The organism is Streptomyces sp. GS7, from assembly GCF_009834125.1.
Taxonomy (GTDB): Bacteria; Actinomycetota; Actinomycetes; order Streptomycetales; family Streptomycetaceae; genus Streptomyces.
Genome location: NZ_CP047146.1, coordinates 1,559,470 through 1,578,948 on the forward strand (window position 1 = coordinate 1,559,470; position 19,479 = coordinate 1,578,948).

Consider the following 19,479-nt stretch of genomic DNA (forward strand, 5'->3'; position numbering starts at 1 on the left):
AGATTAAAGCATTGGTAAAGGGTGGCGGAAGCGTGCCGCCCAACTGCCCCGCCCCGCCAGGGATATTGACGCTGCTGGAGCGTGCTCCCTACGCTCCATTTCTGTCCATGGACGGCATCTACATATGGAGACGAGTGCCGATGGCCGCCGCCCCCGAGGACCTGACCGTCGCCGAGGTCCGGCTCACCCCCGTCCTGGTCGCCGACCCGCCGCTGCTGAACATCCAGGGCGTCCACCAGCCTTACACCCCGCGGCTGATCATCGAGGTGGTCACCGCGGGCGGTGCCACCGGGCTCGGGGAGACCTACGGCGACACCGAATACCTCGGCCCGGCACGTCTGTTGGCCGATGCGCTGGTCGGTCGGAGGGTCACGGACCTGAACGGGCTGCCCGCGCTCGCCGACCGGGTGTGCGGGGACTCCCCGGACGCGACCGACGCAGGCACCGTCCATGCAGTCGCCACCTCCGGCACCGTCGCCACCGTCGACGACGCCGCCACCGTCGACGCCGCCGGACTGCGCGGCGCCCGGACCGCCGGCAAGCTGCGGCGCTCGGTGCTCGCCGGCTTCGAGGTCGCCTGCCTCGACGCCTGGGGCCGCGCCGCCGGCCTGCCGGTGCACGCGCTGCTCGGCGGCCGGGTGCGCGACCGCGTGGAGTACAGCGCCTACCTCTTCTACCGCTGGGCCGCCCACCCCGGCGACCGCGGCGAGCCCGACGACTGGGGCGCGGCCCTCGACCCGGCCGGGATCGTCGCCCAGGCCCGACGGTTCGCCGACCGCCACGGCTTCACGTCCTTCAAGCTCAAGGGCGGCGTCTTCCCGCCGGACCGGGAGATCGCGGCGATCCGGGCGCTGGCCGCCGCGTTCCCCGGGCGGCCGCTGCGCCTCGACCCCAACGGCGCCTGGACGGTGGAGACCTCGCTGCGGGTCGCCGACGCGCTGCAGGACGTCCTGGAATACTTGGAGGACCCGGCGAGCGGCACCGACCGGATGGCCCGGGTGGCGGCCCGTACGCCGGTGCCGCTGGCCACCAACATGTGCGTCACCGCCTTCGAGGAGATCCCCGAAGCCTTCGCCCGCGGCGCCGTGCAGGTCGTCCTCTCCGACCACCACTACTGGGGCGGGCTGCGCAGCACCCGGGAACTCGCCGCCCTGTGCCGCACGTTCGGCGTCGGCCTGTCCATGCACTCCAACACCCACCTGGGCATCAGCCTGGCCGCCATGACCCAGGTGGCGGCCACCGTGCCCAACCTGGACTTCGCCTGCGACACCCACTACCCCTGGCAGGCCGAGGACGTCCTCACCGAGCGCCTCGCCTTCCGCGACGGCCACCTGGACGTCGGCGACGCCCCCGGCCTCGGCGTCACCCTCGACCGCGACCGGCTCGCCGCCCTGCACCGCCGCTGGCTGGCCGACGACGGCACCCACCGCTCCCGCGACGACGCCGCCGCGATGCGCCGCGCCGACCCCGGCTGGACCGCCCCCGCGGTGCCGCGCTGGTGACCCGCGGCGTGGCCGGCCCGCCCGCGTGCGGTGTGGCACGACGCGGTGGCGGTACGCCACAGTGGTCCCGTACGTGATCTTCATCTTCGAAGAGGGGCGGTACCGATGGCACAGGAAGTGCGCGGCGTCGTTGCGCCGGGGAAGAACGAAGCGGTCCGGCTGGAGACGATCCTGGTGCCGGATCCGGGGCCCGGCGAGGCCGTGGTGAAGATCCAGGCGTGCGGGGTGTGCCACACCGACCTGCACTACAAGCAGGGCGGGATCAACGACGAGTTCCCGTTCCTGCTCGGGCACGAGGCGGCCGGCGTGGTGGAGTCGGTCGGCGACGGCGTCACCGACGTCGCGCCCGGCGACTTCGTCGTCCTCAACTGGCGCGCGGTGTGCGGCGCCTGCCGGGCGTGTCTGCGCGGCCGGCCGCAGTACTGCTTCGACACCCACAACGCCCGGCAGAAGATGACGCTCAAGGACGGCACGGAGCTGACGCCGGCGCTCGGCATCGGGGCGTTCGCGGACAAGACGCTGGTCGCGTCGGGCCAGTGCACCAAGGTGGACCCGGCGGTCTCGCCGGCCGTCGCGGGGCTCCTGGGATGCGGCGTGATGGCCGGTATCGGCGCCGCGATCAACACCGGCGGCGTCGGGCGCGGCGACGCGGTCGCGGTCATCGGCTGCGGCGGGGTCGGCGACGCGGCGGTCGTCGGGGCGCGGCTGGCCGGGGCGTCGCGGATCATCGCGGTGGACATCGACGACCGCAAGCTGGACACCGCGAAGTCGATGGGCGCCACCCACACCGTCAACTCCCGCACCGCCGACCCCGTCGACGCGATCCGCGAGCTGACCGGCGGTTTCGGGGCCGACGTCGTCATCGAGGCGGTCGGCCGACCGGAGACCTACCGGCAGGCGTTCTACGCCCGCGACCTGGCCGGGACCGTCGTCCTGGTGGGCGTGCCGACCCCGGAGATGACGCTGGAGCTCCCCCTCCTGGACGTCTTCGGCCGCGGCGGCGCCCTCAAGTCCTCCTGGTACGGCGACTGCCTGCCGTCCCGGGACTTCCCGATGCTGATCGACCTGCACCAGCAGGGCCGGATCGACCTCGGCGCGTTCGTCACCGAGACGATCGGGATCGACGACGTGGAGCAGGCGTTCACGCGGATGCACGCGGGCGACGTGCTGCGTTCGGTGGTGGTGCTGTGATGACCGCCCGCATCGATCACCTCGTGACGTCGGGCACGTTCTCCCTGGACGGGGGCACCTGGGACGTCGACAACAACGTGTGGATCGTGGGCGACGGCGGGGAGGCGGTGGTCATCGACGCCGCCCACGACGCCGACGCCATCCTCGAAGCCCTCGACGGGCGGACGCTGCGGGCGATCATCTGCACCCACGCCCACAACGACCACATCGACGCGGCCCCGGCGCTGGCGAGCCGCACCGGCGCCCGGATCCATCTGCACCCCGACGACCTGCCGCTGTGGAAGCAGACCCACCCGGACACCCCGCCGGACGTGGAGTTGACGGACGGCCAGGTGCTGACCATCGCCGGGGTCGACCTGACGGTGCTGCACACCCCGGGACACGCCCCCGGCGCGGTCTGCCTGTACGCCCCGGACCTGGGCACCGTCTTCACCGGGGACACCCTCTTCCGGGGCGGCCCCGGCGCCACCGGACGGTCGTTCTCCGACTTCCCGACCATCATCGCCTCGATCCGGGACCGGCTGCTGACGCTGCCGCCGGACACCGTCGTACGGACCGGGCACGGCGACTCGACCACCATCGGGGAGGAGGCCCCGCACCTGCCGGAGTGGCGCAGCCGCTAGGCGTGTCGTTCGCGCAGGCCCGGGCCCGCGCCGCGGGCCCGGGCCCCGCCCCTGCACCTAGGGGGCGGGCGAACAGATCCCGTAGGCCCTGTGCTCCCGAAGCTGCCGCGAAGTGACAAGTAGCTCTCTGTAGCCGATTCGGGGTCTGGTTGTCCTGGCTTCGGTCGTTTTCGTCCCTTCTCTGATGTGGACCCGTCACCTTGGTGGCGTTCGTGGTGATCGGAAAGGGGTTGAGCGTGCGTCAGGACTGGGAGCCGGAGGACCTGATCGAGGTCTGGACGTTGTTGGACGACGACGAGAAGCGGCTGCGGAACAAGTCCGGGGCGAACCGCCTGGGGTTCGCGCTGTTGCTGAAGTTCTTCGAGGTGGAGGCCCGGTTCCCGGAGAACGTCTCGGAGATCCCGGCGTCGGCGGTGGCATACGTGGCTCAGCAGGTGAAGGTGGCTCCGGAGGAGTTCGCCGCGTACGACTGGGCGAGCCGGGCGATCAGCCGCCACCGGATGGAGATCCGGGCTGTGTTCGGGTTCCGCGAGTGCACGGTGGAGGACCAAGCCCAGCTCGCGGAGTGGCTGGCCGGGGAGCTGTGCGGGGTGGAGCTGTCCCGGGAACGGCTGGCGGAGGCGGTGGTTGCCCGGTGCCGCAAGGACCGGCTGGAGCCGCCTGCGCCGGCGAAGGTGACCCGGCTGGTGGCGTCGGCGGTGAACACCTTCGAGGAGCGGTTCTGCCGGACGACGACGGACCGGCTGTCGGCGGTGACGCGCTCGCGGCTGGACGACCTGGTCGCCGAGGACGACGGCGAGGGCAGCGTGGGCGGCGGACGGACGTTCTTCGCCGAGCTGAAGGCGGACCCCGGCGCGCTCGGCCTGGAGAGTCTGCTGACGGAGGTGAACAAGCTCCAGCGGGTGCGTCAGCTGGAGCTGCCGCCTGAGCTGTTCGGGGACGTCTCGGAGAAGCTGGTGTCCGCGTGGCGGGCGCGGGCCGCGAAGGAGTAGCCGTCCGACCTGCTGGTGGCCGGCGACTCAGTGCGGTACACGCTGCTGGCGACGCTGTGCCACGTGCGGCAGACGGAGATCGCCGATTCGCTGGTGGACCTGTTCATTCAGCTGGTGCAGAAGATCAACACGCGGGCGGAGAAGAAGGTCGAAGGCGAGTTCATCAAGGAGTTGAAGAAGGTCCGCGGCAAGGAGGGGATGATGTTGCGGGTCGCGGAGGCGGCGCTGGCCGAGCCGGGCGGTACGGTCCGCAAGGTCATCTTTCCGGTGGTCGGCGAGAAGACGCTGAAGGCGCTGGCGGCGGAGGCGGCGGCGAACGAGGCCCGGTACAAGGCGCGTATCCGTACAGTGCTGCCGTCGTCGTACTCCAACCACTGGCGGCGGATGCTCTCGCCGCTGCTGTCGGTGCTGGAGCTGCAGTGCAACAACACCGCCTACCGGCCGGTGATGGACGCGATCGCCTTGCTCAAGCGGTACCTGGACCAGCCGATCAAGGACGGGGCGTACTTCGACGAGGCCGAGCGCATCCCGCTGGACGGGGTGGTGCCCGAGCATTGGCGGGCGGCGGTGGTGGACGACAAAGGCCGGGTGGAGCGCATCCCGTACGAGCTGTGCGCGCTCGTCTCGCTGCGGGACGCTCTGCGGCTCCGGGAGATCTGGGTGGCCGGCGCGAGCCGCTGGCGCAACCCGGAGGACGACCTGCCGCCGGACTTCGAGGACAGCCGGGACGTGCACTACGGGGCGATCCGCCAGCCGCTGGACCCGGGTGAGTTCATCGACGCCCTGCAGAAGAAGCTCCGGGAGGCTCTGACCCGGTTCGACACCGCGTTGGAGCTGGGCACCACGGGCGGGGTGGAGATCACCCGCAAGCACGGCGAGTCGTGGATCAAGGTCTCCCCGCTGGGCAAGCAGGAGGAGCCGGAGAACCTGGTCGCCCTGAAGGCCGAGATCGAGAGGCGTTGGGGGACGTTCGACCTGATCGACATCCTCAAGGAGGCCGAGTTCGTCACCGGCTTCACTGGCGAGTTCACCTCGGTCGCGTCCCGGGAAGCCCTGCCCAGGGAGGTGCTGCGGCGCCGGCTGCTGCTGGTGCTGTTCGCGCTGGGGCGAGGGCACCTCATGCGCCTCGGACAGCAAGAAGTTCGGCTCCTGGTCGAGCAACTTCATGACGGAGTGGCACCAGCGGTACCGGGGACCGGGGGTGCGGATCTACTGGCACGTCGAGCGGAAGTCGGTGTGCATCTACTCGCAGCTGAAGAACTGCTCGGCCTCCGAAGTCGCGGCGATGACCGAGGGCGTGCTGCGGCACTGCACCGAGATGGTGGTCGACCGGCAGTACACCGACACCCACGGCGCGTCCATCGTCGGGTTCGCGTTCTCGCGCATGCTGGGGTTCAACCTGCTGCCGAGGCTGAAGAACGTGGGCTCGGCGCGGCTGTACCGGGCGGCCGCCGGCGAGGACGACACCTGGCCGCACCTGGCGCCGGTGCTGTCCAGCAAGACGATCGACTGGGAGCTGATCCGCCAGCAGTACGACCAGATCGTCAAGTACACCACCGCCCTGCGCTTGGGCACGGTGGAGGCCGAGCAAGTGCTCCGCCGCTTCACCCGCGGCGGCCCGAAGCACCCGACCTACCGGGCGATCGAGGAACTGCGCCGGGCGGTGCGGACGGCATTCATCTGCGACTACCTGGCCGATCCCGAGCTGCGGCGGGAGATCCACGAGGGACTGCAGGTGGTGGAGAACTGGAACTCCGCCAACCACGACCTGTTCTACGGCAAGGACGGCGACCTGACCGGCCCGGACCGGCAGAGCCAGGAGATCTCGATGCTCGCCCTGCACCTGCTGCAGGCCGCCCTGGTCCGCGTCAACACCCTGCTGCTGCAGGAGGTACTGGCCGAACCGAAGTGGACCGACAGGCTCACCGACGCCGACCGGCGGGCACGGTCCCCGCTGTTCTGGACCCACGTCAACCCCTGCGGTCGGTTCGAGCTCGACATGAGCAACCGGCTCGACCTGGCCAAGGTGACCATTCCGGGGCAGCGCGCGTCGCATGACGGGCGCGCGGAGGCGACCAGAAGCGCCGAGGCGGGTTAGGTCTGCGCGGGGGCCTCCGCCGTGACCACATAGAGCGTCACCGCAGCAAAGAACGGACTCCGTACGAGGTGGTCCAGCCACCCGTCGGCCTGCCGACGGGTGAGATAGCCGGCGGCCACGGCGCGCTCGGTGTTGCGTTGGAGACCGAGAACCTGGTCGGCGGCACGGACTTCGCGAAAGACCGAGGTGACCGGGACGACTGACGTGACGGCGAATCCTGCTTGCTCGGCCAGTCGAGGCAGCTGCCGCCCGACGACGGCATTGCGCACGATCCGGTCGGTGAGATGGCGGGTGTACGCCCGGGCGACGTCCAGGTCCGGGTGGTCGACGGCGAGCGAGTCCCAGTCGGGCTCGGCCATGACGAGGCGGCCGCCAGGGCGCAGGACCCGCCGTGCCTCCGCCAGAACCCCGGGAACATCGGCAACGTGTTGGAGCACACGGTCGGTGCGTACCCGATCCGCAGAGCACGGGGGAAGCGGCAGCGCGTGCACGTCGGCCATCAGCACATCGGCGTTTGGCATGCCGGCGATTCGAGTCAGCGCCTGACGGGCCATCTGAGGGTCGGAGTCGACTCCTAGAACCAGCCCTGCGGGTGCTGCTGCGCGTGCCAGCGCACCGAGGTCGGTGCCCGGGCCGCAGCCCAGGTCCAGGACAAGGTGGCCTGGTTGGATGGCCAGCGCGTCGAGTACGGCCTGCTTGTAGGAGTGCGTGAGATCGGTGGTGGCGAGCCGATCCTGGTAGGCGATCTTGTCGGGGATCACGGTCTCGAAGATGCGCCCTGCGACATGGGCAAGGGCTTCGATTTCGCCTTTGAGCATCTCGCGGCCGGCAAAGGTCAGGCGCATCGGGCGTCGCCTGCCCTCTCCCTCCAGATACTCGATCAATCCCTTGCCGCGCAGCCGTGTCAGCGCGCTGGACAGGCTGCCGCGGCCGAGTCTCTCGCCGGTCATCCGCTCGATTGCGGTGTTGACGGCATAGCCGTGCAGTGGACCGTCCGCCAGCGCAGACAGGACAAGCATCTGGGCGTCGTTGGTACGCACTGGCGCTCCCGGGCGGTGAACAGTGGACTCCCCAATAACACGCGACGCGTGCTATTACTTCTTAGTATGCACGCTGCGGCTGGCCAGTGGCTGTCGACCCCGACTCGAAAGGCTTCGATGTTGCGCGTCACCGACCCCCTCTACGCCCTGTACACCCGCCGGCTTCGCCGACAACTCCAGGGCGGGGAGCTGCCCAGGCACATCGGCCTGATCATGGATGGCAACCGCCGATGGGCTCGCCAGCGAGGCATCGGTAACCCGAGCCTCGGCCACAAGTACGGTGCCGAGCACGTAGAGAACGTGCTGTCCTGGTGCGAGGCCCTCCAGATCAGGCATGTCACCGTGTTCGTCTGCTCCGCAGAGAATCTCCAACGTCGCGATGACGCCGAGGTCGCCTTCCTGATGCAGGTGATCGAGGAAGTCCTGACCCGGCACCTCGCCAGGCCGCTGCCGCGCTGGCAGGTACATGTCGCCGGCGCACTCGACACGCTGCCCGACACCACTGCCCACGCCCTCAAAGAGGCGGTCGAGGCCACCCGGGATTGCACCACCGGGGCACACGTAACCCTCGCCGTCGGCTACGGCGGCCGCCAGGAACTCGTGGACGCCATGCGGGATCTGCTGTACGAGCAGGCGGAGACCGACAGGTCGATGCGGGACCTAGCCGCCCACCTGACCGCGGACGACATCGCCCGCCACCTGTACACCGCAGGCCAGCCGGACCCAGACCTCGTCATCCGCACCAGCGGAGAGCAGCGCATGTCGAACTTCCTGCTGTGGCAGAGCGCGTACTCGGAGCTGTACTTCTGCGAGGCGTACTGGCCGGCGTTCCGTGAAGTCGACTTCCTGCGTGCCGTACGCGCGTACGCCGCCCGACAGCGCCGCTACGGCGCCTGAGAAGAGGCAGCCCGCCATGACTGATCTTGGAAACGTCGCCTGGCCTCCTGCGCCGATACGGACCGAGCGGCTCGTGCTCCGTGAGCCCGAGGCCCGGGACCGTGCGGCGTTCGTCGAGCTGCTGGCGTCGCCAGAGGTGCACACCTACCTCGGCGGCCCCCGGCCGCGTGACGAGCTTGAGCGCGAGATGCCCGAGGTGCCCGAGCGGTGGCCGGGGAGTTTCGTCGTTGATCTCGACGGGGTGATGATCGGCCAGATCCTGCTCAGGAGAGCATCGGAGCACCGTCGCCCGGCTGCTGCGGGGAAGGCCGATCTCGGCTACCTGTTCCTGCCCGGGGCGTGGGGATTCGGGTATGCCGCCGAGTCGTGCGCGGCGGCACTTGACTGGTTCGACGGCGTCCTTCCCGGTGAGCCGGTGGTGCTCGCCACCCAGACCGCCAACGTCGGCTCGATGCGCCTCGCGGCAAAGCTGGGGTTCACCGAGGTAGAGCGGTACCAGGCCTGGGATGCCGAGCAGTGGCTCGGTCTGCGGTCCCCGGTAACCCCGTCCGGCTGAGAGAGGAATTGTCAAGACCTGTGGCTGAGGGGTGGTTTGCTGCTGGCAGGCGGTTGAGCTTGAGTCTCCTCTAAGGGGAGGCGGGAGGGTGAGGGTATGGACGGCGACACGCTCTACCCGATCGGCGATCTGGCCCGGCGGACCGGTCTGACGGTCAAGGCCATTCGGTTCTACTCCGACTGCGGGATCGTGCCGCCGACTGACCGTAGCCCGGCCGGCTACCGCCTCTACGGCATCGACGCCGTCGCACGTTTGGACCTCGTGCGGACGCTGCGCGACCTGGGACTGGACCTCCCTACCATCCGGAAGGTCTTGGACCGGGAGATCTCGCTTCCCGAGGTCGCCGCGGCGCACTCCGAAGCACTGGCGGTGCAGATCCGAATGCTGCGCCTGCGGCGCGCGGTACTGACGGCGGTAGCCAAGCGCGGGTCCACCCCTGAGGAGATGGATCTCATGCACAAGCTGGCCAAGCTCTCCGAGGACGAACGTCGACGTCTGATCGGCGACTTCCTCGACACCGCCTTCAGCGGCCTACTAGACGCCAACCCCGAATTCGGGGGGATCACGCGGTCGATGACTCCCGAACTGCCCGACACCCCCGAGGCCGAGCAGGTCGAGGCGTGGGTGGAGCTGGCCGAGCTGTCCCAGGACCCGGACTTCCGCGCCGGCATGCGGCGCATGGCCGAGCACTATGTGGCCGATCATGCTCAGGTCAGCACCACGTGCCCGCGCCGCGACCCTGCCGCAGCCGTCCTTGACCAGGTCGGCCCAGCCCTGGCAGCCGGCATCGACCCGGGCTCGCTCCAGGCCGATCGGGTCATTGCGGCGGTCATGACTCAGTACGCGCACGCCATGGGGCGTCCCGACGATGTCGACCTTCGGCGCCGGCTGTTGACCCGGCTGGAGACCGCGAACGACCCTCGCAGGGAGCGCTACCTTCAGCTGCTCGCAGTGATCAACGGCTGGTCGGCCCCGGAAAGCGTGGCGCCAGCGTCCGACTGGTTCATCCAGGCATTGGGTGCCCGGATACCGGGGTAGCAGGCCGGTCGCGACGTGGCGCGGCCGGACCGGTCATGACACCATCGCCCGGTCGTGTTCGACCAGCAGGCCGTGCTCAAAGCTCCGGCGCGGACCAAGGGGACAAGGTGGGCGCCGTTGACGGCCCGCCAGCGGGCCTGGGCGGACTCGACGAGCTTGAAGACCATGGCGAGGCCAGCGGCGCGGGAGCCGGCGCCCTTGGTGACCTTCGTGCGCAGCCGGACGGTGGCGAAGGCCGACTCGATCGGGTTGGTGGTCCGCAGGTGGATCCAGTGCTCGGCCGGGTAGTCGAAGAACTCCAGCAGCACATCCTGGTCGTCGGTGATCTTCTTGACGGCCTTGGGGAACTTCGCGCCGTACAGCTTGGCGAAGGTCGCTGCCTGCTCGACAGTGCGGACGGCCCCGGACTCATGTCTCTGCCCCGCCGCAAAGTAGCGCTCAGGGCTTCGTGGGCGTGGTCTTCTTGGGTTGGCGGGGCACGGTCGTGGTCGAGTCGAGGTGGCCATACACCGTCGACCGGGGCACGCCGAACATGTCGGCGATCTGCTGGACGGTTTTCTCCCGCTCGTCGTAGAGCCGTTGGGCGAGCGCGGACTGGTCCTCGGTGAGCTTCGGTCGGCGCCCGCCGACCCGGCCGCGGGCCCGCGCGGAGGCGAGACCGTCGTTGGTGTTCGCCACGATCAGTTCACGCTGGAGCTCGGCTAGCACGGACAGCATCCCGAACATCGCCCGGCCCTCCATCGTGGAGGTGTCGATGCCCTGCTCGATGACGTGCAGCCCGATCCCGCGCTCGCGCAGGTCAGCGCCGAGGGTCACCAGATGCAGCACGGAGCGGGAGAGCCGGTCGAGCCGGGTGACCTTCAGCGTGTCGCCCTCACGCAACAGTTGGAGGACGAGATCGAGCTTCGGTCGGGACGCCTTCGCGCCGCTTGCCTTGTCGAGGTGGATGTTGCCGCGGTCGACTCCGTGGCGGAGTAGCGCATCGATCTGATGATCGGGGTTCTGGTCGGCGGTGGAGACCCGCGCGTAGCCGATGAGCATGTGTCGGAATCTATCGGCCGGACCGTTCATCGGTGTTGATTGTCGACGCGAGTTGTCGACACTACTCACCTGCGGGTTCCTGATCGCGGCGCTCAGTGTCGGCAGACGATCGTTTCCCGACACTGAAGATCAGCCTGTCGCATGGCCGGATCGACCAAAGATGCGGTCAGCAGTTGGTGCCCTCCGATGGAGCTGGGCCGAGCGCCGGACGCATCCGGTAACGATCGTCACGCAGAGCTACTTGTCGCTTCATGGCAGCTTCGGGAGTGCAGAGCCCCGTAGGGGGCGAGAGGGCCCCCTGCGGGGCCACAACGCGGCGGAGGCGGCGGGGATTCCCGGGGGTGCGGCACGGCGGGGCGCCCGCGTGCCGTACCTTCCCGGCGCCGCGCCTCCCGGAGCCACGCCCCTCCGGAGATGCCCCCGGAGCCACGCCCCTGCGGAGATGCCCCCGGAGTCACGCCCCTGCGGAGATGCCCCCGGAGTCACGCCCCCGCCGTGTCCGCCCCTTCGGCCGCCCGCTCCAGGATGCGGGCGGCCACCGCCGGCGAGTCCACCAGCGGGTGCAGCGCCAGCGCGCGCAGCGCCGCGGAGCGGTCCTTGAACACCGCGGCCTCCACCGTCGCCCGCTCCACCGCCTTGACCTGGAGCATCAGCCCCAACTGGTCCTCGCGCAGCGGCGCGCAGGGCAGCGGGCGGGCCCCCTCGGCGCCCACCTCGCACACCGTCTCCACGATCGCGTCCGGCGCCAGCTGCGGCACCGTCGTGCCGTTGCGGACGTTGAGGATCAGCCGTCGGCCGGTGTCGTGGACGAGGGCGTGCATCAGGGCCAGCGCCACCCGGTCGTAGCCGCCCCCCTCCAGGTCGTGGCTGTCGCGCTGCCAGCCGCCGCTCGCCTCCCGGCTGTGCGCCATGTATGTCTCCTCGCGCTCCAGCCGGGTCCGCTCCCACAGCTCGTACGCCGCGTCCGGGGAGCCGGCCGCGGCGGCCCGCTCGAAGAAGGAGCCCTGCTGCCGGTCGAGGAACTCGCCGCGGGTCTGGTCGGTGTCCCGTACGGAGTGCAGGGTCTCGCGGCGGAAGTAGTAGTAGTGGAGGTACTCGTTGGGCAGTGAGCCCAGGGTGCGCAGCCAGTCGGCGCCGAAGAGCCGGCCCTCCTCGAAGGAGCCCAGGGCCGCCTCGTCGGCCAGCAGGCCGGGCAGCAGATCGGTGCCGTCGAGGGTCAACGACCGCAGCCAGCCGAGGTGGTTGAGCCCCACGTAGTCGTAGCGGGACCGCGCCGGGTCGGACAGCGCCGCCGGGTCCGCGCCGGCCGCGCGGGCCGCGCGCCGCACCAGCCCCACGGGGGAATCGCAGATCCCGATGACGCGGTCACCCAGCACCTGGGACATCGCCTCGGTGATCATGCCCGCGGGGTTGGTGAAGTTGATGACCCACGCGCCCGGGGCGAGCGCCGCGACCCGCTCGGCGATGTGCACTGCCACCGGGATCGTCCGCAGCCCGTAGAGCACCCCGCCCGCGCCGACCGTCTCCTGGCCGAGCACGCCCTCCGACATCGGGATCCGCTCGTCGCGGATCCGGCCGGCGGTCCCGCCGACCCGTATCGCGGAGAAGACGAAGTCGGCTCCGGTCAGCGCGGCGTCCAGGGAGTCCGCCACTCGTACGGGTACCGCTCCGCGGCGGCCCTCGGCCAGCCGCGCCAGCACCTCGGAGATCACCGCGACCCGCCGCGGATCGGTGTCGTAGAGCGTCAGCCCGGAGACGGAGCGTGCCGGGTCGTCCAGCAGCGCGCGGTAGACCAGCGGCACCCGGAAGCCGCCCCCGCCGAGAATGGAGAGCTTCATGGGGCGGAACGTACCGCAGCATCGGGCACACTGGCGGCACGAGTTGAGTACGAGAGGGGCGAGCGCGGTGAGCACTGGCCGACGCGATGTCCAACCGCCCGCGGGACCGGCCGCCGTGCCGCCGGGCCTCGATCCGCTGGCCGCGGTGCGCGCCGAAGGCGATCCGCGCACCGATGTCTACCTCACCGGCACGGTCTTCCTCGACATCATCTTCACCGGCCTGGATTCCGCCCCGGTCCGCGGCACCGAGTCCTGGGCCCGCGGCATGGGCTCCAGCCCCGGCGGCGTCGCCAACATGGCCACCGCCCTGGCCCGGCTCGGCCTGCGCACCTCCCTGGCCGCGGCGTTCGGCGACGACATGTACGGCGAGTACTGCTGGGAGGCGCTCGAACAGGGCGAGGGCATCGACCTGGAGCTCTCCCGCAAGGTCCCCGGCTGGCACTCCCCGGTCACCGTCTCCATGGCCTACGAGGGCGAGCGCACGATGGTCTCGCACGGCCACGAGGCGCCGCCTCCGGAGCACGCCTTCGACGGCAAGCACGCCCCCGGCTGCCCGCCGCCGTCCCGCGCCTGCATCGCCTCGCTCGTCCCCGGCCGCCGGGAGGGCTGGCTGGGCTGCGCGGCGGGCCGCGGCAGCCGGATCTTCGCCGACGTCGGCTGGGACGACAGCGGCCGCTGGGACCCGGCCGACCTCGCCGACCTGGAGCACTGCGAGGCGTTCCTCCCCAATGCCGAGGAGGCGATGCGCTACACCCGCACCAGCTGTCCGCGGGCCGCCGCCCGCAAGCTCGCCGACCTCGTGCCGCTCGCGGTCGTCACGCTCGGCCCGGAGGGCGCCTACGCGGTGGACGGGCGCAGCGGCGAGAGCGCCGAGGTGCCCGGTATCGCGGTCGAGGCGCTGGACCCGACCGGCGCCGGGGACGTCTTCGTGGCCGGGTTCGTCACCGGCACCCTCGCGGAGTGGCCGCTGGCCGACCGGCTGGCCTTCGCCGGGCTGAGCGCCGCCCTGTCCGTGCAGGAGTTCGGCGGCTCGCTCTCCGCGCCCGGCTGGGCGGAGATCGCGGCCTGGTGGCGGGGGGTGCGCGCCTGCGGGACACCGGCCGCGGCCGGGCTGTGCCGCCAGTACGGGTTCCTCGACGCCGTGCTGCCGGCCGCGTACCGGCCGGCGCCGCTGGCCCGCGCGGTCCCCACCATCGGCTTCCGCCGCCCGGCCTGAGCGGCGCCGGACCCGCCGCCCGCCCCGCCCCCGCTCCTCCCGCCGGGAAATCCCGGCGGGCCTGTCGGTGCCCCGTCGTACTCTGGTAGCGCAAGGAGCCCGGTGCGGGCAGCTCGGCAGCTCTGCCGGGGACCGCACCCGCGATGAGCAAAGGATGGGGGTTGAGCAGGCCGCACGGCCTACCCATGACGCAGACACCGACACACGCGCAGGCGAGCGCTCAGTTCACGGTCCCGGCCAAGCACCCCATGGTCATGGTCCTCGGATCCGGAGACGCGCTGCTGCGCGTGATCGAGAAAGCCTTTCCCGCCACCGACATCCACGTCCGGGGCAACGAGATCAGCGCGGTCGGCGACGCCCGGGAAGTCGCCCTCGTCCAGCGCCTGTTCGACGAGATGATGCTGGTGCTCCGCACCGGACAACCGATGACGGAGGACGCGGTGGAACGCTCGATCGCCATGCTGCGCGCGGCGGAGGACGGCAACGGAGCGGTGAGCGAGACGCCCGCCGAGGTGCTCACCCAGAACATCCTCTCCAACCGCGGGCGCACCATCCGCCCCAAGACGCTTAACCAGAAGCGCTACGTCGACGCCATCGACCAGCACACCATCGTCTTCGGCATCGGCCCGGCCGGCACCGGCAAGACCTATCTCGCCATGGCCAAGGCCGTCCAGGCGCTCCAGGCCAAGCAGGTCAACCGGATCATCCTGACCCGCCCCGCGGTCGAGGCCGGCGAGCGGCTGGGCTTCCTGCCCGGCACCCTCTACGAGAAGATCGACCCGTATCTGCGCCCGCTCTACGACGCGCTGCACGACATGCTCGACCCCGACTCCATCCCGCGCCTGATGGCCGCGGGCACGATCGAGGTGGCGCCGCTGGCGTACATGCGCGGCCGGACGCTGAACGACGCCTTCATCATTCTCGACGAGGCGCAGAACACCAATCCCGAGCAGATGAAGATGTTCCTGACCCGGCTCGGGTTCGACTCGAAGATAGTCATCACCGGTGACGTGACCCAGGTCGACCTCCCGGGCGGCACGAAGAGCGGTCTGCGCCAGGTCCGGGAGATCCTGGACGGCGTCGACGACGTGCACTTCTCCCTGCTCACCAGCCAGGACGTCGTCCGGCACAAGCTCGTCGGCCGTATCGTCGACGCATACGAGAAGTACGACAGCCGCAACGGCCGGTAGGCCGCACTGCGCGATCAAGAAGCGAGACGCACCCTCCCCATGTCGATCGACGTCAACAACGAGTCCGGAACGGACATCGACGAGCAGGCGATCCTGGACGTCGCCCGCTATGCCATCGCCCGGATGCGCATCCACCCGCTCTCCGAGCTGTCCGTCATCGTCGTGGACGCCGAGGCCATGGAGCAGCTCCACCTCCAGTGGATGGACCTCCCGGGCCCGACCGATGTCATGTCCTTCCCGATGGACGAGCTGCGCCCGCCGGCCAAGGACGACGAGGAGCCCCCGCAGGGGCTCCTCGGTGACATCGTGCTGTGCCCGGAGGTCGCCGCGAAGCAGGGCGAGCAGGCCCCGACGGGGCACAGCATGGACGAGGAACTCCAGCTGCTGACCGTCCACGGCGTGCTCCACCTGCTCGGCTACGACCACGAGGAGCCGGACGAGAAGGCCGAGATGTTCGGGCTCCAGGCGGCGATCATCGACGGCTGGCGGGCCGAGCACGGGCTGACCGGGCCCTCGCCGGCGCCGACCGTGACCTGACGGGGCGCCCGATGACCACCCAGCTGATCGCCGTCGCGGTACTCCTCGTCGTGATCGCCTGGCTCGCCGCCTGCGCGGAGGCCGGGCTGGCGCGGACGACCAGCTTCCGCGCCGAGGAGGCCGTCCGCTCCGGGCGCCGCGGCAGCGCCAGGCTCGCCGCGGTGGCGGCCGACCCCACCCGCTATCTGAACGTCGCCCTGCTGGTGCGGGTCGGCTGCGAGATGGCGGCCGGGGTGCTGGTCACCTACACCTGCCTGCGGTCGTTCGACGAGACCTGGCAGGCGCTGACCGTCGCCATCGCCGTGATGGTGCTGGTGTCGTACGTCGCCGTCGGGGTGTCGCCGCGCACGATCGGCCGCCAGCACCCGCTGAACACCGCCACCGCCGCGGCGTATGTGCTGCTGCCGCTGGCCCGCGTGATGGGGCCGGTGCCCCAGCTGCTGATCCTGCTCGGCAACGCGCTGACGCCCGGCAAGGGCTTCCGCAAGGGACCGTTCGCCTCCGAGGCCGAACTCCGGTCGCTGGTGGACCTCGCGGAGAAGGAGTCGCTCATCGAGGACGAGGAGCGCCGCATGGTGCACTCCGTCTTCCAGCTCGGCGACACCCTCGTGCGGGAGGTGATGGTGCCGCGCACGGACCTGATCTCCGTGGAGCGGTTCAAGACCATCCGGCAGGCGCTGACCCTCGCCCTGCGCTCCGGGTTCTCCCGGATCCCGGTGACCGGGGAGAACGAGGACGACATCGTCGGCGTCGTCTACCTCAAGGACCTCGCCCGCAAGGTGCACATCAGCCGGGACGCGGAGAGCGAGCTGGTGTCGTCGGCGATGCGTCCCGCGGTGTTCGTACCGGACACCAAGAACGCCGGCGATCTGCTGCGGGAGATGCAGCAGGACCGCAACCACGTCGCGGTGGTGATCGACGAGTACGGCGGCACGGCCGGCATCGTCACCATCGAGGACATCCTGGAGGAGATCGTCGGGGAGATCACCGACGAGTACGACCGCGAGCTGCCGCCCGTCCAGGACCTGGGCGCCGGCCGCTACCGGGTCACCGCCCGGCTGGACATCGGCGCGCTGGGCGAGCTGTACGGCCTGGAGCTGGACGACGAGGACGTGGAGACGGTCGGCGGGCTGCTCGCCAAGTTGCTGGGCCGGGTCCCGATCGCCGGGGCGACCGCCGAGGTCGACCTCTCCGGTGACGCCTCCGACCCGGACCTCAAGGCGCTGAGGCTGATCGCCGAGTCGCCGGCCGGCCGGCGCAACAAGATCGTCACGGTGCTGTGCGAGCCGGTCCGCTCCGAAGTGCGCGGCGACCCGGCCGCGAGCTGATCGCACCCCTCCCTCCCCGGTGTTCCGGCGCACCCGGCTACTGATCTCCAGTGCACCGGAAATTTCCTGAATGCCATTTCCGGCAGACCTGGATTCCCTCCGCGACGCCGTGGAAAGATCGTCGGGCCGGCGCCGGAAAGGGCGCCGGTTTCCTTTGCCGTACAGGGAAGTCGAAGCGAAATGCGTGCACGGAGAGCCGCGGCGGAGTGCGCCGCCGCGGCAGCGCCGCCGGCGGTGCCGCTCCCGCGGTGGCATCCCCGGACGCACGCCTGACGCGCCCTGATCCGCATCCGCGTGACCGACGCCCGATGCGTGCACGGCGAAGAGTCCTGGCTGAAGAGTCGGGTGCCCCGGCACAGGGGAGCGGGGCAACCGCACTCTTCAGCCATGGTGCGCCTAGGTGTTCTGTCCGGGGAGGTTGTGGACGGTGAGGCAGGTCTCGGCTGGGATCTTGAACAGGTGAGGGCCTTCCGGGTTCGGTGTGGATTGCGACGTCTACACCGACCGAAAGGCCCTCGTGCCCCACCGTAATGCACCCCTGACCGAGACTGGACGGCTGCGTCTGGCACGGCACTCCCTCAGCTAACGCTGGGGGCGCCCCCACGCGGCGTTGCCGAACCGTCCCAATAGCTCCGCTATCAGGACGCTCCGGCGCCTTGCGCTCCGCCTCGGCTCTTTGGACGGTCGCCGGAAGCCGAGCCGCACCGCACCAGACGCCGCGGCCTTTCCGACCCTGACCCACCGGACAGGCCCTGGCCCGCCGTGGAGCCGGAGCGGCCGACCGCGCCGGACCGGTCCCGCATATGCTCGCCCGTATGACCGAAGCCGCACCGCTGGACCCCGAAGACCGCAAGATCATCACCCTCGCGCGCTCGGCGCGGGCCCGTAACGGCGTGCCCGAGGGCGCCGCCGTCCGCGACGAGACCGGCCGCACCTATGTCGCCGGCACCGTCGCCCTGGACTCCCTGCAGCTCAGCGCCCTGCAGACGGCGGTCGCGATGGCCGTCGCCAGCGGCGCCACGTCCCTGGAGGCCGCGGCCGTGGTCACCGACGCCGAGCAGGCCGCCGACGCGGACCGCGCGGCCGTCCGCGACCTGGGCGGCCCCGACACCCCCGTCCTCGTCGCCGCCCCCGACGGCACCCTGCGCACCACCGTCCCGGCCGCCGGCCCGACGGCCTGACCACACCCGGCGGGGCGCCCCCTGAAGGCGCCCCGCCCGTGCACTCTCATAACCCACGGCTATCACCACAACTCTTGGACACCCGGCGGCAGTTCCGGCCATGATCGTGCCAATCGGGGCCCGCCGCCGCGGCCCCGCCCGCACCCGTCCGAGGAGCCCGCCGTGACCGCCCTGCCCACCCGCACCCTGGGACCGCTGACCAGCTCCGCCGTCGCCTTCGGCGCCATGGTCCTCTCGCCCGGCATCTACGGCGAGACCGACGAGCAGCGCGGCACCACCGCCCTGCACGCCGCCCTCGACGAGGGCGCCACCCATATCGACACCGCCGACGGCTACGGCCCCGACGGCCACAACGAGCGGCTGATCGGCGCGGCGCTCACCGGCCGCCGCGACGAGGTGCTGATCGCCACCAAGTTCGGCTTCCGGCTCCCCGAGGGCGTCGAACCGCACCCCTTCCCCGTCAACTACGGCTTCGGCGAACTCGCCGTCAACGCCGACCCCCGCCACGTCCGCGGCTACGCCGAAGCCTCGCTGCGCAACCTCCGCACCGACCGCATCGACCTCTACTACCCCCACTACCCCGACCCGCAGATCCCCTTCGAGGACACCGTCGGCGCGGTCGCCGACCTGATACGCGCCGGGCTGGTGCGCCACCTCGGCCTGTCCAACGTCACCGCCGACCAGCTGCGCCGCGCCCACGCCGTGCACCCGGTCGCCGCCGTCCAGGTGCAGTGGTCGATGTGGCAGCCCGTCGACGCCGAGCTGCTGACCGCCGCCCGCGAGCTGGGTGTCGGCATCGTCGCCTGGGGCCCGCTCGGCACCGGCTTCCTCACCGGCACCGTCGAAGAGGTCGCCGAGGACGACCTCCGGCGCCATCTGCCGCGCTTCGGCGCGGCCAACCTCAAGGCCAACCGGGACCGCTTCGCCCCCCTCCGGACCATCGCCGCCGACCTCGGGATCACCCCCGGCCAGCTCGCCCTTTCCTGGCTGCTGCACCAGTACGCACATGTGGTGCCCATCCCCGGCAGCCGCACCCCCGCCCACATCACGGAGAACCTGGCCGCCGCCCGCATCGCGCTCCCCGCGCACTCCCTCGCCCGGGTCGACGCCGCACTGAAGGCCATCGCCTTCGAGGGCACGGCCGCCGTCGTCGACTGAGGCCCGGCGGCCCCGGAGCGGCGGATGGTCGGAGCGGGCGCGGGGATCGGGGA

The 19,479-nt window shown here is 71.0% G+C and carries 17 protein-coding genes and 2 pseudogenes; 14 read left to right on the plus strand and 5 right to left on the minus strand.

What is annotated here, in order from left to right; all coding sequences use genetic code 11:
- Positions 1 to 140: 140 nt before the first annotated feature.
- From GR130_RS06530 to GR130_RS39685, 4 genes are all read left to right on the plus strand, one after another.
- Positions 141 to 1,502: an enolase C-terminal domain-like protein gene (locus tag GR130_RS06530; protein WP_159503823.1), complete on the plus strand. Its 1,362-nt coding sequence runs from the start codon at positions 141 to 143 to the stop codon at positions 1,500 to 1,502.
- 105 nt (positions 1,503 to 1,607) lie between these two features.
- The gene (locus GR130_RS06535) at positions 1,608 to 2,693 is read left to right on the plus strand and encodes an S-(hydroxymethyl)mycothiol dehydrogenase (RefSeq protein ID WP_159503824.1); all 1,086 of its coding nucleotides are present in this window, start codon (positions 1,608 to 1,610) and stop codon (positions 2,691 to 2,693) included.
- Positions 2,693 to 3,316 carry an MBL fold metallo-hydrolase gene (locus GR130_RS06540; protein ID WP_159503825.1) on the plus strand — a complete coding sequence of 208 codons (624 nt, stop codon included), beginning with the start codon at positions 2,693 to 2,695 and terminating at the stop codon, positions 3,314 to 3,316. Before GR130_RS06535 ends, GR130_RS06540 begins: the two co-directional genes overlap by 1 nt.
- Before the next feature lie 236 nt (positions 3,317 to 3,552).
- The gene (locus GR130_RS39685) at positions 3,553 to 4,308 is read left to right on the plus strand and encodes a DUF4158 domain-containing protein (protein ID WP_201304815.1); all 756 of its coding nucleotides are present in this window, start codon (positions 3,553 to 3,555) and stop codon (positions 4,306 to 4,308) included.
- Between the two features lie 27 nt (positions 4,309 to 4,335).
- On the opposite strand, the gene GR130_RS41760 is transcribed toward GR130_RS39685, so the two are convergent.
- Positions 4,336 to 5,475, minus strand: a complete 1,140-nt coding sequence (locus tag GR130_RS41760) for a hypothetical protein (protein WP_443043580.1) — start codon at positions 5,473 to 5,475, stop codon at positions 4,336 to 4,338.
- On the opposite strand from GR130_RS41760, the pseudogene GR130_RS39690 reads away from it, so the two are divergent.
- Positions 5,411 to 6,406 (plus strand): annotated as a pseudogene (locus GR130_RS39690) (Tn3 family transposase); the annotation flags it as partial. The gene GR130_RS41760 and the pseudogene GR130_RS39690 overlap by 65 nt on opposite strands.
- On the opposite strand, the gene GR130_RS06550 reads toward GR130_RS39690, so the two are convergent.
- A complete protein-coding gene (locus GR130_RS06550) occupies positions 6,403 to 7,446 on the minus strand; it encodes a methyltransferase domain-containing protein (protein ID WP_159503826.1) in 1,044 nt (347 codons plus the stop codon). The pseudogene GR130_RS39690 and the gene GR130_RS06550 overlap by 4 nt on opposite strands.
- Positions 7,447 to 7,566: 120 nt before the next feature.
- Between GR130_RS06550 and uppS the strand changes: the two genes are divergently transcribed.
- From uppS to GR130_RS06565, 3 genes are all read left to right on the plus strand, one after another.
- Entirely contained in the window at positions 7,567 to 8,343 is a 777-nt protein-coding gene (gene uppS, locus GR130_RS06555; protein ID WP_201305150.1) for a polyprenyl diphosphate synthase, read from the plus strand.
- A 16-nt stretch (positions 8,344 to 8,359) separates the two neighbouring features.
- Positions 8,360 to 8,899 carry a GNAT family N-acetyltransferase gene (locus tag GR130_RS06560; protein ID WP_159503828.1) on the plus strand — a complete coding sequence of 180 codons (540 nt, stop codon included), beginning with the start codon at positions 8,360 to 8,362 and terminating at the stop codon, positions 8,897 to 8,899.
- A 96-nt stretch (positions 8,900 to 8,995) separates the two neighbouring features.
- Entirely contained in the window at positions 8,996 to 9,937 is a 942-nt protein-coding gene (locus tag GR130_RS06565) for a MerR family transcriptional regulator (protein WP_159503829.1), read from the plus strand.
- A 77-nt stretch (positions 9,938 to 10,014) separates the two neighbouring features.
- Here GR130_RS06565 and GR130_RS06570 read toward each other — a convergent pair.
- From GR130_RS06570 to GR130_RS06580, 3 genes and pseudogenes are all read right to left on the minus strand, one after another.
- Positions 10,015 to 10,308: pseudogene (locus GR130_RS06570) on the minus strand (transposase); the annotation flags it as partial.
- A 67-nt stretch (positions 10,309 to 10,375) separates the two neighbouring features.
- On the minus strand, positions 10,376 to 10,978 hold the full coding sequence (locus GR130_RS06575) for a recombinase family protein (RefSeq protein WP_159503830.1): 603 nt from the start codon (positions 10,976 to 10,978) through the stop codon (positions 10,376 to 10,378).
- 482 nt (positions 10,979 to 11,460) lie between these two features.
- Positions 11,461 to 12,816 carry a family 4 glycosyl hydrolase gene (locus tag GR130_RS06580; protein ID WP_159503831.1) on the minus strand — a complete coding sequence of 452 codons (1,356 nt, stop codon included), beginning with the start codon at positions 12,814 to 12,816 and terminating at the stop codon, positions 11,461 to 11,463.
- Positions 12,817 to 12,883: 67 nt separating this feature from the next.
- Here GR130_RS06580 and GR130_RS06585 point away from each other — a divergent pair, with 67 nt between their 5' ends.
- The 6 genes from GR130_RS06585 (at position 12,884) to GR130_RS06610 (ending at position 19,426) form a co-directional block, all read left to right on the plus strand.
- A complete protein-coding gene (locus tag GR130_RS06585) occupies positions 12,884 to 14,032 on the plus strand; it encodes a carbohydrate kinase family protein (protein WP_159503832.1) in 1,149 nt (382 codons plus the stop codon).
- Between the two features lie 185 nt (positions 14,033 to 14,217).
- Entirely contained in the window at positions 14,218 to 15,222 is a 1,005-nt protein-coding gene (locus GR130_RS06590) for a PhoH family protein (protein WP_159503833.1), read from the plus strand.
- A 39-nt stretch (positions 15,223 to 15,261) separates the two neighbouring features.
- Positions 15,262 to 15,759 carry an rRNA maturation RNase YbeY gene (gene ybeY / locus GR130_RS06595; RefSeq protein WP_159503834.1) on the plus strand — a complete coding sequence of 166 codons (498 nt, stop codon included), beginning with the start codon at positions 15,262 to 15,264 and terminating at the stop codon, positions 15,757 to 15,759.
- Positions 15,760 to 15,770: 11 nt separating this feature from the next.
- Positions 15,771 to 17,087: a hemolysin family protein gene (locus tag GR130_RS06600; RefSeq protein WP_159503835.1), complete on the plus strand. Its 1,317-nt coding sequence runs from the start codon at positions 15,771 to 15,773 to the stop codon at positions 17,085 to 17,087.
- A gap of 815 nt (positions 17,088 to 17,902) precedes the next feature.
- Complete coding sequence (locus GR130_RS06605; RefSeq protein WP_043269681.1) at positions 17,903 to 18,268, plus strand: hypothetical protein; 366 nt, start codon at positions 17,903 to 17,905, stop codon at positions 18,266 to 18,268.
- Between the two features lie 162 nt (positions 18,269 to 18,430).
- Positions 18,431 to 19,426: an aldo/keto reductase gene (locus tag GR130_RS06610; RefSeq protein WP_236572859.1), complete on the plus strand. Its 996-nt coding sequence runs from the start codon at positions 18,431 to 18,433 to the stop codon at positions 19,424 to 19,426.
- Positions 19,427 to 19,479 lie beyond the last annotated feature (53 nt).